The 12,329-nt window shown below is 71.9% G+C and carries 12 protein-coding genes; 7 read left to right on the top strand and 5 right to left on the bottom strand.

The genetic code is table 11. The features are described from left to right. Positions 1-190 precede the first annotated feature (190 nt). A complete protein-coding gene (locus EDF42_RS12025; protein WP_123338735.1) occupies positions 191-1,276 on the bottom strand; it encodes a LacI family DNA-binding transcriptional regulator in 1,086 nt (361 codons plus the stop codon). A 79-nt stretch (positions 1,277-1,355) separates the two neighbouring features. After that, the gene (locus EDF42_RS12020) at positions 1,356-2,366 is read right to left on the bottom strand and encodes a LacI family DNA-binding transcriptional regulator (protein WP_123338736.1); all 1,011 of its coding nucleotides are present in this window, start codon (positions 2,364-2,366) and stop codon (positions 1,356-1,358) included. 471 nt (positions 2,367-2,837) lie between these two features. Between EDF42_RS12020 and EDF42_RS12015 the strand changes: the two genes are divergently transcribed. The 6 genes from EDF42_RS12015 (at position 2,838) to EDF42_RS11990 (ending at position 7,666) form a co-directional block, all read left to right on the top strand. Then, positions 2,838-4,193 (top strand): MFS transporter, encoded by a 1,356-nt coding sequence (locus EDF42_RS12015; RefSeq protein WP_221180441.1) that lies wholly within the window; start codon positions 2,838-2,840, stop codon positions 4,191-4,193. Beyond that, positions 4,190-4,531, top strand: coding sequence for an L-rhamnose mutarotase (locus tag EDF42_RS12010; protein ID WP_123672445.1), 342 nt, complete (start codon positions 4,190-4,192; stop codon positions 4,529-4,531). The genes EDF42_RS12015 and EDF42_RS12010 overlap by 4 nt, the downstream gene beginning before the upstream one ends. A 63-nt stretch (positions 4,532-4,594) precedes the next feature. After that, the gene (locus EDF42_RS12005; protein WP_123338738.1) at positions 4,595-4,852 is read left to right on the top strand and encodes a hypothetical protein; all 258 of its coding nucleotides are present in this window, start codon (positions 4,595-4,597) and stop codon (positions 4,850-4,852) included. Between the two features lie 23 nt (positions 4,853-4,875). Further along, entirely contained in the window at positions 4,876-5,307 is a 432-nt protein-coding gene (locus tag EDF42_RS12000) for a DNA methylase (protein WP_123672444.1), read from the top strand. 154 nt (positions 5,308-5,461) lie between these two features. Continuing rightward, positions 5,462-6,376: a metallophosphoesterase gene (locus EDF42_RS11995; protein ID WP_123672443.1), complete on the top strand. Its 915-nt coding sequence runs from the start codon at positions 5,462-5,464 to the stop codon at positions 6,374-6,376. Between the two features lie 228 nt (positions 6,377-6,604). Further along, positions 6,605-7,666: an NADP-dependent oxidoreductase gene (locus EDF42_RS11990; protein ID WP_123338741.1), complete on the top strand. Its 1,062-nt coding sequence runs from the start codon at positions 6,605-6,607 to the stop codon at positions 7,664-7,666. 51 nt (positions 7,667-7,717) lie between these two features. Here the strand turns inward: EDF42_RS11990 and EDF42_RS11985 are convergent, their stop codons facing one another. The 3 genes from EDF42_RS11985 to EDF42_RS11975 are packed head-to-tail and all read right to left on the bottom strand — an operon-like array spanning position 7,718 to position 10,660. Then, on the bottom strand, positions 7,718-8,596 hold the full coding sequence (locus EDF42_RS11985) for an ABC transporter permease (protein WP_185040919.1): 879 nt from the start codon (positions 8,594-8,596) through the stop codon (positions 7,718-7,720). Then, a complete protein-coding gene (locus EDF42_RS11980; protein ID WP_123672508.1) occupies positions 8,583-9,545 on the bottom strand; it encodes an ABC transporter ATP-binding protein in 963 nt (320 codons plus the stop codon). The genes EDF42_RS11985 and EDF42_RS11980 overlap by 14 nt, the downstream gene beginning before the upstream one ends. 38 nt (positions 9,546-9,583) lie before the next feature. Beyond that, entirely contained in the window at positions 9,584-10,660 is a 1,077-nt protein-coding gene (locus tag EDF42_RS11975; protein WP_148067765.1) for an outer membrane lipoprotein carrier protein LolA, read from the bottom strand. Positions 10,661-10,799: 139 nt separating this feature from the next. Between EDF42_RS11975 and EDF42_RS11970 the strand changes: the two genes are divergently transcribed. Next, positions 10,800-12,281 carry an FGGY-family carbohydrate kinase gene (locus tag EDF42_RS11970; RefSeq protein WP_123672441.1) on the top strand — a complete coding sequence of 494 codons (1,482 nt, stop codon included), beginning with the start codon at positions 10,800-10,802 and terminating at the stop codon, positions 12,279-12,281. The last annotated feature ends 48 nt before the right edge of the window (positions 12,282-12,329 follow it).

The raw sequence follows: 12,329 nt of genomic DNA, 5'->3' as shown, positions 1-12,329 counted from the left end.
ATGGAACCACGTGGATTGAAGCGTGTCAATCGCTGTGCCGATTTCGTTACGGGAACGCGCGTGAGCCGTGCGCCGACCCCATCCCGCCCAACCCGCGAAAGCGACAGAGTGCCGCGAACTGTTCGCGTGGATCTGTCGCTTGGCCGGACCAGACGGCGTCCCGTGACGCAGGACTGTCGCTTTCGGGCGCTCAGGCCTCGGTGCGGCGCGGGTCGCTCGGCGCCGTGGCCCGCGCGGCCGCTGCACCGGCTCGACCGAGGGTGCTCTCGCGGGGGACGAGCTCGCTGCCGAGCACCACGGTGCGGTGGACGTGCATCGGGTCGGAGAGTTCCTCGAGCAGCAGGGCCACGGCGGTCGCGCCCATCTCCTCGCCGTGCATGGTGACCGAGGTCAACGGCACCGCGCCGCCCCACGCCACCGAGTTGTGGTCGCACCCCGACACCGGGATGTCCTCCGGCACGCGGATGCCGGCGGCTCGGAGCTCGGAGACGACCGCCATCGCGAGCAGGTCGGTGACACCCAGGACGCCGTCGGGCCGCTCGGCGACCGGCATCGCGGCGATCCGCGCGCCGGCGTCGGTACCGCCGGGCGGGTCGATGTCACCGGCGTCGACGTCGACGAGTTCGACTCCGGGGTGTTCCGCGATCGCGCGGAGGAGCCCCGCACGACGACGGGCCACCGGCTGCAGGTCGGGGCGGGCACTCACGAAGCCGATGCGTCGGCAGCCCTGCTCGATGAGGTGCTGCGCGGCGACGTACCCGGCCTGCTCGTTGTCGACGACCACCGAGCAGGCGTCCACCTCGGTCGGTTCGTAGTTGACGTAGACGACGGGCAGGCCGTGCTGCTTCGCTGCCTCGACCTGTGCGCGGGACTCCGTCATCGAGGCCAGCAGGATGCCGGACACCCGGGTGCTCTCGAGGAACGCGAGGTGTTCGCCCTGCGCCTCGAGGTCGTTCTCGCTGCTGGCGACGAGCAGGGTGCGCCGGCGTTCGCGGGCGGTCGTGTGCGCGCCGCTCACCACGTCGGTGAACAGCGAGTTGCGGAGCGAGGCGACCACGAGACCGATCGCCCGGGTGCTGCCGGACACCAGGGCCCGGGCGTTGCGGTTCGGCGTGTACCCGAGTTCGGCGATCGCGTCGTGCACGCGTGCGGCCGTGGGCTCGGCGACCCGCTCGGGGTGGTTCAGGACGTTCGAGACCGTCGCCAGCGAGACGCCGGCGCGAGCTGCGACGTGGTGCACGCTCGGCGGGCCGTCGCGCCGCGGGACATGCACCATGCTCCGATCGTAGGCCGCAGCGGCGGCCGATCCGTGCCGCAGAGCCGGGCCGGCTGGTGGGTAGACGCGAGGCGGTCGGCTACGCGTCGGCGACGGAGGACTGCCGGACCACGAGCTCCGGCGTGAACTCGACGTGCTCGAGGTCGATGCCCTGCCCGAGCTCGACCTGCTTCGTCAACAGCTCGATCGCCTGGCGCCCGAGGTCCTGCGCAGGCTGACGCACCGAGGTCAACGGGACGACGGCTGCCTCGGCGAAGGCGATGTCGTCGTAGCCCACGATCGCGATCTCGTCCGGCACCGCGATCGTGCCGCGCATGATGAACGCCTGTTCGAGACCGACCGCGAGCAGGTCGTTCGCCGCGAACACCGCGTCCGGCCGTCCGGCGCGGGGGCGTGCCTGGAGTTCTTCGCCGATGCGACGCCCTTCGAGCACCGACAGTGACGCGGTCGGCAGGACCTCGAGCTCGATACCAGCTGCCCGGGCCGCCGACAGTGCCCCGGCATGCCGGTCGGCAACCTGGCGGATGCTGGACGGGCCACCGACGAACGCGATGCGCGTCCGCCCGATGGCCGCGAGGTGCTCGACCGCGATGCGACCGCCCGCGACGTCGTCCACCGACACCGAGGCGAAGTGCTCGTCGTCGGCGCGGCGGTCGACGAGCACGACGGCGGTGCCCTGGTCGCGCAGGCGGGCGAGGCGGGACAGGTCGTCACCAGCGGGGGAGATCAGCAGGCCGGCGACGCGGCGTTCCTCGAACAGGTCGACGTAGGTGCGCTCGCGGTCGGTGGACTCGTCGGAGTTGCCGATCAGGACGGCCAGGCCCTTGTCCATCGCGGCGTCTTCGGCACCGCGGGCGACGTCGGTGAAGAACGGGTTGCCGCCGTCGAGCACGATCAGGCCGACGGTGGAGCTGCGGCCGGCCCGGAGCTGGCGTGCGGAGTCGTTGCGGACGAACCCGAGTGCGGCGATGGCCGACTGCACCCGGTCGACGGTGGTCGGGGCCACCTTGTCGGGGCGGTTCAGGACGTTCGACACCGTCCCCAGGGACACGCCGGCGAGCGCTGCCACCTCTCGCACACTGACCGCCATGTGGCCATCCTGGCATCGCACCTGCGCTTCCGGGCGGTGCGCGCCGTGATCTGTGGAAAACGGCGGACGGGAGGCACGGTGCGGGCTGGACCCGGGCCTCCCGTCCGGTGGGTGGTCGCGTCCACCGCACGGTGCTGGATCGTGGGTGCGGCCGCGCCTCGTGCGTGCTCTGCTCCGGCGTCGCACCGTGCGTGCTGCGCCGCCACGTGCGAGGTTGGCCGCTCGGTGCGCGCTTGCAGCGCCGCACGGAGCGGCCAACCTCGCACCAAGTGAGCGACCACGCACCGTGCGGACGCGGGCCCGCACCGCACCGTGCGGACGCGGGCCCGCACCGCACCGTGCGGACGTGGGCCCGCACCGCGCGGCACGGACCCGGACGCACGGGCGGACTTGCCAACGCCCGCCGGGGCGCACTATCGTCTCGCTGTCCCGTTGAAACGATTCACTGACGAACACGCGAACGGAGGACCAATGGCGGTCCGCATCGGAGCCCGGAGCACCAGGGGCTGGAAGGCGACCGTCTCGGTCGCCATGTCGAACTACATCGAGTCGGGGTCGATCATCGCGATCGCCACGAGCCTCAGCCTGTGGCAGGCGCAGTTCCACGTCGGCGACCTCGAGGTCGGTCTGCTGGCGAGTCTGTCGGCGAACGCGTTCGGTGCCGCCGCCGGCGCCATCATCGGCGGACCGCTGTGCGACCGCTACGGCCGGAAGTTCATCTACACCTACGACCTGCTGCTCTACATGCTCGGCATCCTGCTCGCGGTCTTCGCCGGCAGCTACGGCATGCTGCTGGTCGGCTTCATCCTGACCGGCATCGCGGTCGGCGCCGGGGTGCCGGCGAGCTGGACCTACATCGCCGAGCAGGCACCAGCGGACAAGCGCGCCGCCCACGTCGGCACCGCGCAGCTCGCCTGGTCGATCGGCCCGATGGTCGGCTTCGCGTTGGCCATCGCCGCCGCACCGCTCGGACTGCTCGGCAGCCGGCTCATCTTCGCGCACCTGTTCGTCGTCGCCGCCGTCGTCTGGTGGCTCCGCCGCGGGCTGCCGGAGTCGGCGATCTGGAAGGACGAGCGCGCCGCGACCGGCACCGCGAACTTCTTCCACGGGATCACCCAGCTGTTCAGCCGGCGTCGGAACCTGACCGCGATGCTGTTCCTGTTCGGCGTCTACGCGCTCTGGAACACCGTCGCCGGGCAGGCCGGTATCTTCCAGCCGCGGGTGTACTCGGCCACCGGGGTCACGAGCGTCACCGAGCAGTACGGCCTGCAGATCCTGGTGTGGGGCTGCACCGTCGCCGCGACCTCCTTCGGCTTCATGCGCTACGGCGACCGGGTCAGTCGACGGTTGCTGTTCGCCCTCGGCGCGGTGCTGGCGATCGTCGCCTGGGCCGTCCTGATCTACGCACCGGCGAACCTCGGCACGCTGCTGTTCTTCGCCGTGGCGTGGGGCATCTCGTCGGGCATCGGCGCCCAGGCGTTCTACGGCCTCTGGACGAGCGAGCTCTTCGCCACCCGGTACCGGGCCAGTGCCCAGGGCGTGCTCTTCCTCGCCGCGCGGGTCATGGTCGGTCTGCTGAGCATCTGGTTCCCGCTGCTGCTGTCGGACATCGGACTCCGTGCGCTCGGCGGTCTCATCCTGGGGCTCCTCGCGATGTCGTTCCTGGTCGGCACCATCTGGGCGCCGCGCACGCAGGGCAAGACACTCGAGGCGATCGAGGCCGAGCGGTACGGCACCGTGACCACCGTCACCGGTACCGTGCGCACCGCCGACGAGCGCGCCGTGCAGGACGCCGAGCAGCGCCGCCGCGCCGAGGCCGACCGGTGACCCGCGTCTGCTTCCGACTGCAGGTGCAGGCCGTGCACCTGGACGCCTACCGCGAGCGGCACGCCGCGGTCTGGCCGGCGATGCTCCGGGCGATCGCCACGGCGGGGCGGCGGAACTACTCCCTGTTCCTCGGCGACGACGGCCTGCTGATCGGCTACTACGAGACCGACTCGGTGGCCGATGCCGACGCGTCGCTCGCGGCCTCCGAGGTCGCGACCGCATGGGAGGCGCACATGCAGGACCTGTTCGACGGTGCCACGGGTCGGGCGGACCAGACCGCGCGGGTGCTGCCCGAGGTGTTCAACCTGGAGGACCAGCTGGCCGCCGCCGCCGAGTGAGGAGCGCTGGAAACCTCGAACGGGGAGTCGTGCGTCGTCGGTCCGCGGCCCTACGGTGGCGGGATGCGATTCCTGCGTGGCCGAAACCCGTTCCAGTTCGCCCTCGGTGCCCTCGCGATCCTGGGTGCGGTGATCCTCGTCGTGCGGTGGATCACGAGCTTCGTCGCGCCGCACACGTACAGCTACGCCTACATCGCGGGTGCCGGTGTCGCGATCGACCTGCCGTTCATCGTGGTCGTCGAGCTCGTCACGATCCTGTCGTTCGTCGGGTGGCTCGTCGTCGGCGCGCTGCACTGGGGACCGCGGCGCACCGACGGCTGAACACCACGGGTAGCGTCCGGTCCATGGCCGACGTGACCCACGCCGCGGACCTCGGGATCGACCTGTCCGACGGCAAGCCCCAACAGCTCTACCGGTGGTTCCTCGCGAGCATGCTCTTCGGCCGGCCCATCCGGCAGGAGCAGGCGGCGGAGACCTACCGCGTCCTCATCGACCACGGGTTCACCAGCCCGGGGAAGTTCGCGGGCGCCGGACGCGAGCAACTGCGGAGGGTCCTGGACGAGGGCGGCTACGCGCGCTTCGACTACCAGATGACCGATGCCCTGCACGAGACGATGCACACGCTCGACGCCGACGAGGGCTCCGTGTCGCACCTGGTGAAGACCGCGGCGTCGCGGAAGGACCTGCGCGACCGACTCGGCGCGCTCAAGGGGATCGGCCCGAAGACGATCGAGATCTTCCTGCGGGACATCCCGGACGCGGTGCTGCCGGACTGACCGCGAGTGCGTGCCCGGGTGACTTCGTGAGCAGAAACGGTCGAGTCTGACGCCCCGACCCGACCGTTTCTGCTCACGAAGCGCCCACGACCCGCCACGAGGAACCCCCGCCCCGCCCAGCCCACCCATCGCCCCCGTGGCTACCGTGGACCCCATGCAGCCGCCCGCAGCAGGAACCCTCCGCGTCCTCCACCTCTCCGACACCCACCTGACCGGCGACGGCGCTCTGCACCAGGGGTCCGTCGACACCACCGCAGCGCTGGACGGCGTGCTCGCCCGCGTCGACGGAGTGCCCGGCATCGGCCTCGTCGTCATCTCCGGCGACGTCTCCGAGGACGGCAGCCCCGAGTCCTACGCCGCCGTCCTCGAGCGGGTCGGCGGATGGGCGGAGCGTCACGGCGCCGCCCTCGTCGCCGTCCCGGGCAACCACGACCTGCGCGAGGGCTTCCGCCAGGTGCTGTCCAACGGCCACGTCCTCGGCGAGGGCGGCCGCCCCGTCATGCACACGATGGAGTACCACCCGCCGACCGTCCCGGTGTGGGGGCAGTCGCTCGTGGCCGGCCGGAGGATCGTCACGGTCGACACGAGCGTGCCGGGTTCCGGCTACGGCGAGCTCAGTGACGCCAGCCTCGAACGGCTCCGCACCGCGCTCGCCGGGGACCACGCCCCGCACGGCACGGTCGTCGTCCTGCACCACCCGCCCCTGCCGGCCCCGACCGAGCTGCACGAGGCGCTCCGGCTGCAGAACCCCGAGGCGCTCGCCGACGTGATCCGGGGGTCCGACGTGCGCGTGGTCCTGGGCGGGCACTACCACCACCACTTCGCCGGATCACTGGCCGGCGTCCCGGTCCTCGTCGCTCCCGGGGTCGCGAACGACACGGACGTCACCGGCGCGTACGACGAGGAATCGGCCTCCGTCGACAGCGGCGCCCTCGTCGTGGACGTCGCCGAGGACGGCTCCGTCTGGTCGACGCCGCTGCGCGTCCCACGCCCCGACGCCGACCCGCTCGCGTTCCACCTCGACGCCGAGACCGTCGCGTCCGTCATCGCGGCAGCCGGCAAGCACTGAGCGGCAGCCGGCAAGCACTGACCGGCCGGCGTGCAGTGAGCGCGCGACGCGTACCGAGCGCGCGAGGCGCACTGGACGTGCGCGACCGACGGACGGGAGGCCCGTGGCGACGCCGCCACGGGCCTCCCGTCCGCTCGTCGGTACCGCCCACTGCCGGTACCCCGCCTGCTCGGGCTGCACGCGGGGAAACCGAGTAGGCCGGAGGCACACGCCAGCGAAGGAGCACCCATGCGGAACGGCAAGGCAGTCCAGTACGACCGGTACGGCGACTTCAGCGTGGTCGAGCTCGTCCCGCAGGAGAAGCCGACGGCCGGCCCCGGCGAGATCGTCGTCGAGATCGTCGCCGCCGGGTTGAACCACATCGAGCGCTTCCTGCGCGAGGGGAAGCTCCGGGACCACATCGAGCTCGAGTTCCCGGCACGGCAGGGCGTCGACTTCGCCGGCATCGTCCGGGCGCGGGGCGACGGCGTGAAGGACCTGCGGGTCGGTGACGAGGTCATGGGGCACGCTCCCCAGGGCGGCTCGCACGCGAACTGGATCGCGGTGCCGCGTGGTGCCGTCATCAAGAAGCCGGAGTACGTCGGGTGGGAGGTCGCCGGTGGTCTGTACCTGGCCGGGTGCACGGCGGTGTCGGTGGTGCGATCGCTCCGCCTCGGACCGGACGACACCGTCGTCATCACCGCTGCAGCGGGCGGTGTCGGCCACATCGAGAGCCAGCTGGCGCACGACGCCGGTGCGACCGTGATCACCCTCGGCAGTGCGCGCAACCACGACTACCTGCGACAGATCGGCACGCTGCCGGTCGTGTACGGCGAGGGCGAGGAAGACCGGATCCGCGCGATCGCGGACGGCCGACCGATCACCGCCTTCATCGACAACCACGGGGAGAGCAACGCCGAGCTCCTGGCGGAACGCCTCGGGGTCGGGGCCGAGCGCTTCGTGTCGTCGGACGAACGTCGCGACATCGAGCTCCGGTTCCTGCGCGCCCCGGCAGAGGACGAGGAGACCCGGGAACTCCTGACCCTGCTGGCGAAGGCCCTGCAGGAACGTCGCTTCCAGGTGCTCATCTCGGGCTTCTACCCGTTCGAGTACATCGTCGAGGCGTACGAGGACCTCGCCGAGATGAAGTCGCGCGGCAAGGTCGTCATCGGGATGCAGACGGTCGAGACCGGAGCGCGGCTCGACTGGTACCGCTCCGAGAAGGCCCGCGACCTGCGGGACCGGTACGCGGATGCGCGCGGCTCGGAGGCGGAGACGATGGCGGGCGGCTCAGCGACCCCGGCGAGCTGACGGCGGTCAGGCCCGGCGGTCAGACCCGGCGGTCAGACCCGGCGGTCGGGCTCAGCTCAGGATGTCCTTCGAGGCGAACCGGCTGTACGCCAGCGCGCCGAACACGACGACGTAGCCGAGCTGCAGCAGTGCGTTCGACCCGAACGAGTCGAACGAGATCGGGTCGCGGAGCAGGTCGCCGAACCCCAGCCACTGGTGCGAGAACAGGTACGGGTGCAACCAGTCGAGCTGGGGGAGCTGGTCGAGGACCTGGGAGGCCCCGGCCAGCACCACCGTCGCGGCCATCGCCCCGACCGGCACGTTCGTCAGCGTCGACGCGAACATGCCGATCGCCACGAGTCCGAGCATCGACATCGCTACGTACAGGGCGAGGAGCAGTGCCCGACCGGCGTACGACGCTCCGCCGACCTGGGTGCCGGACAGCAGGGTGACCGGACCGATCGGGAACAGCACGGCACCGATCGCCGCACCGACGAGCACCACGAGCAGCGTCGCTGCCAAGCAGAAGGCGACCGCGCCGGCGAACTTGACCAGGATGAACCGCACCCGGCCGATCGGGGCGACGAGCAGGTAGCGGATGGTGCCGTGGCTGGCCTCGCCCGCGACGGTGTCGCCCGCGACCACGCCGACCGTGAGCGGCAGGAACAGCGGGATCGACACCGTCAACGCGGTGAACGCCACGAACAGGCCGTTGTTGGTGATGTCGCCGAGGAACGCCGGGCCGCCGTCGTCACCGTCGGTCGTCAGCTTCACGGCGACCGCGATCAGGATGGGGACGAGCGCGAGCGCCCCGAGCATCGCCCAGGTCCGGCGGCGGCGGAACACCAGCGCGAGTTCGGAGCCGAGCAGGGCGAAGGGACGCTGGCGGCGCGGTGTCTCGGCATCGGCCTCGGCGGCGGGCAGTGCACGGGCAGTGTCAGGCAGCGACATCGAAGCCCTCTCCGGTGAGCGCGACGAACAGGTCCTCGAGCGTGCCGCCGCCGACCGTCAGCCCACGGACGCGGACGTCGGCGCGGACGAGTTCGGCGGTGATGGTCTCGGGCAGCAGCTCGTGCGGCAGGTCGGCGACCAGGACGTCCGCGCCGCCGTCGTGCCGGGGGACGAGCCCGAGCCGGCTCAGGACGCTGCCGGCCTGCCCGACGTCGGGCGTGCGGACGGTCACGGTGCGCGCCCCGGCGGAACGGAGTTCGTCGAGTTCGCCCTGTGCCACGAGCTTGCCGGTGCGCATCACCGCGGCGTGGGTGCAGACCTGCTCGATCTCGGCGAGCAGGTGGCTCGACACGAACACCGTCGTGCCGTCGTCCGCCAGGGACCGGATGAGGTTGCGGACCTCGCGTGTGCCCTGCGGGTCGAGGCCGTTCGTCGGCTCGTCGAGCACCAGCAGGTCGCGCGGGGAGAGCAGTGCGTTCGCCAGGCCCAGTCGCTGCTTCATGCCGAGCGAGTACGCGTGCGCCTTCTTGTCCGCCGCGTGTGTCAGGCCGACCCGGTCGAGGGCACTGGCCACGCGGGCCTTGCGGGTGCGCGGGTCCGACGTGGGGTCCGCCGCGTCGAAGCGCTGCAGGTTCGCGCGCCCGGACAGGTACGGGTAGAAGGCCGGCCCCTCGACCAGGGCACCGACGCGCGGCAGCACCTGGTGGAGCGCCTTCGGCATCGACTGGCCGAGCACCTCGATCGTGCCGCCGGTCGCGCTCGACAACCCGAGGAGCATCCGGATCGTGGTCGTCTTGCCGGAACCGTTCGGCCCGAGGAACCCGAACACCGCGCCGCGCGGCACCGACAGGTCGATGCCGTCGACGGCGCGCTGCTTGCGGAAGACTTTCTGGAGGCCCGTGGTGCGGATCGCGAGGTCGGTGCCCGTGGTCGGACGGGTCGTGTCCACGGCGGCCGGTTCCGTCGTGTGCGCGGCTTCCGGTGTGCTCACTTCGCGGCGGCGACCAGCGACGACACCGGCACGGCGCCGGCGAGGACCCGGCCGTCGTCGGTCAGGTAGACCGACACGAGCGAGGTCTGGACGGCACGGCCGCCGTCGACGGCCTTCGTGAGCTGGCCGAGCAGGCCCGACGCCTCGTCACCGAGGGACGACTGGTCCACCGTGCCGGCGGGGAGCTCGGCGATCGTGCCCCAGCCCTCGCCCGTGAAGGTCGGCTCGTCACCGTCGTGCGCACCGCGGGCGTGATCGCCCTTCGCGTGCGTACCGTGCTCGGCGTCGGACAGGTCCTTCTCGGTGACCTTCGCGTTCGACGGGGGCGTGAAGTCGAAGAGTCGCGCGGCCGGGGCGCCGTAGTCGAGGCTCGTGAACCCGACCTGCACCGCTGGGTCGTCCTGCCCGGCGGCCTGGATCGTCGCGCGCAGCGGGAGCCCGGTCTGCTGGTCGACCGCCAGTCGGACGGTGCCGACCAGGGTGTCGGAGGACTTCGGCGTCAGCGTGATCTGCCAGGCGTCGTGACCCGCGACGCTGACCTCGGTCGGCTTCGAGACCGTGGTGCTCGGGGTGATGGCGTCGATGGCCTGCTCGGCGATGTCGGTCGGCGTGGTGGTGCCGTCCTGCGGGTCCTTCGCCGAGTCGGAGGGGAGGGTCACGTGGGTGGCCGTGCGCTCCTTCGAGTCCCAGGTCCAGACCTCGGACCCGTTGCGGACCACGTCCTGCTCGGCGAGCTGCTGTGTCAGCTGGACACGCTGCTTGTCGGGGCCGTCGACGTACACGCGGGCGGTGTGCGACGAGGTGAGCAGCCCGAGCACGTCCGAGGCGTCGCCCTCGAGCGAGGAGCCGCCGGAACCGGTCGGCAGTTCGGGGAGTCCGAGGTCGCTCGACTGCGAGAGCTTGCCGGAGTACTGCGCGTCCGAGGACTTCGCGATGCTGGCGATGACGTCGGCCGCGGTCGGGTTCGTCCCCGCGATCGGGTCGTTCGCCGCGTTCGCGATCATCGGGGCGGCGACGGCGCCGGCGACGACCACCGGCGCGATGACTGCTGGCAGCCAGGCTGACTTCTTCATCGGGTTCCCCTCGTGGAGCATCGGAGTCGTGAGTACGGTACGTCCGGCCCCCGACAGGACGCTGGGCGTCGACGGATCGCGATCGTTCGTAGACTCGGGAGGCGACCGACGGCGGTCGTGTGGCGGCGAAGGAGGCGGCATGCGGGCGGTGCTCGGTCTGGACATCGGGACGTCGAGCACGAAGGCGCTGCTGGCCCGGTTCGACGGCACCGTGATCGCCGAGGTGAGCCGCCGACACGACGTCGACCGTCCGGCCCAGGGACTGGTCGAGATGGATGCGGCCGTGTGGTGGGACGAGTTCACGACGTTGACGCACGAGCTCCTCGCGCTCGTCCCCGATGCCGACGTGCAGGCGGTGGGGGTGAGCGGCATCGGCCCCTGCGTCCTGCTGACCGACGACGCGGGTGATCCGCTGCGCCCGGCGGTCCTGTACGGCGTCGACACCCGGACGGCCGACCTGCTCGACGAGGTCACGGCGGAGCTCGGGGGCGAGGACACGATCCGCGCCCGGTGTGGCTCCGGACTGAGCACCCAGGCCGCCGGGGCGAAGCTCGCGTGGGTCGCCCGCCACGAGCCCGACGTCTGGGAGCGGGCGGTCCGGTTCACGATGCCAGCGTCCCGCGTGGTGGAGCTGCTGACGGGGGAGTACGTCCTCGACCACCACTCGGCCAGCCAGACCACGCCGCTCTACGACGTCCACGAGAACACTTGGATCACCGAGTGGTGCGAGCAGCTCGCGCCCGGCCTGCCCATGCCGCGGCTGCTGTGGTCCGGCGACCAGGCGGGCGTGGTGACGCGCGGGGCGGCCGCGGCCACGGGCCTCCCGGTCGGTATCCCCGTGACGGCCGGCACCATCGACGCCTGGGCGGAGGGCGTGAGCGTCGGGGAGTCCGTGCCGGGCCGGATGTTCCTGCAGTACGGCACCACGATGTTCATGATCGCGCCGACCGCCGAGCCGACGCCGGTGCCGGGCATGTGGACGACGGTCGGGACGCACCCGGGGCAGCCGAGCGTGTCGGGTGGGATGGCGACCTCCGGGGCGATCACCGACTGGCTGCGTCGGCTGGTCGACGGCGAGTGGCCGACGATGCTCGAAGAGGCTCGGTGCGCCGGGATCGGCGCGAACGGGCTGCTGATGCTGCCGTACTTCGCGGGGGAGCGGACGCCCATCGCCGATCCGGACGCGCGCGGGGTGATCGCCGGGCTGACGGTGCGGCACACGCGTGGGGACATCTACCGGGCGACGCTCGAGGCGACGGCCTACGCGGTCCGGCACAACGTCGAGGTGCTGCGTGCGGCCGGGGTCGAGGTCCGCGAACTCGTCGGGGCCGGCGGCGGGTTGCTCGGACGGCTCTGGCCGACGATCGTGAGCGACGTGACCGGGCTGCGACAGACGGTGCCGAGCGTGACGATCGGGGCGTGTTACGGCTCGGCGTACCTGGCAGCGCAGCTCGTGGCTGAAGCGGGCGACCCCGTCGACATCACCGAGTGGAACCCGCCGGCCACCGTCATCGAGCCGGACCCGGCGGCGACGGCGGCCTACGAGGCCGGGTACCGCGACTACCGCGAGCTCTACGAGGCGACGAAGGCCGTCGTGCACCGGTTGGCCGCGCGCAGCTGACCGTTCGACCCCGCGCAACGGACACAGCACCGCGCAGATGCACGGTGC

Source organism: Curtobacterium sp. PhB172 (assembly GCF_003752545.1).
GTDB lineage: Bacteria > Actinomycetota > Actinomycetes > Actinomycetales > Microbacteriaceae > Curtobacterium.
This window is presented reverse-complemented; position numbering and strand designations above follow the sequence as displayed.

Excerpts from the sequence above, each read along its gene's own strand:
- EDF42_RS12025 (WP_123338735.1), bottom strand. The coding sequence starts at position 1,276 with ATGGTGCATGTCCCGCGGCGCGACGGCCCGCCGAGCGTGCACCACGTC.
- EDF42_RS12020 (WP_123338736.1), bottom strand. The coding sequence starts at position 2,366 with ATGGCGGTCAGTGTGCGAGAGGTGGCAGCGCTCGCCGGCGTGTCCCTG.
- EDF42_RS12015 (WP_221180441.1), top strand. The coding sequence starts at position 2,838 with ATGGCGGTCCGCATCGGAGCCCGGAGCACCAGGGGCTGGAAGGCGACC.
- EDF42_RS12005 (WP_123338738.1), top strand. The coding sequence starts at position 4,595 with ATGCGATTCCTGCGTGGCCGAAACCCGTTCCAGTTCGCCCTCGGTGCC.
- EDF42_RS12000 (WP_123672444.1), top strand. The coding sequence starts at position 4,876 with ATGGCCGACGTGACCCACGCCGCGGACCTCGGGATCGACCTGTCCGAC.
- EDF42_RS11995 (WP_123672443.1), top strand. The coding sequence starts at position 5,462 with ATGCAGCCGCCCGCAGCAGGAACCCTCCGCGTCCTCCACCTCTCCGAC.
- EDF42_RS11990 (WP_123338741.1), top strand. The coding sequence starts at position 6,605 with ATGCGGAACGGCAAGGCAGTCCAGTACGACCGGTACGGCGACTTCAGC.
- EDF42_RS11985 (WP_185040919.1), bottom strand. The coding sequence starts at position 8,596 with ATGTCGCTGCCTGACACTGCCCGTGCACTGCCCGCCGCCGAGGCCGAT.
- EDF42_RS11975 (WP_148067765.1), bottom strand. The coding sequence starts at position 10,660 with ATGAAGAAGTCAGCCTGGCTGCCAGCAGTCATCGCGCCGGTGGTCGTC.
- EDF42_RS11970 (WP_123672441.1), top strand. The coding sequence starts at position 10,800 with ATGCGGGCGGTGCTCGGTCTGGACATCGGGACGTCGAGCACGAAGGCG.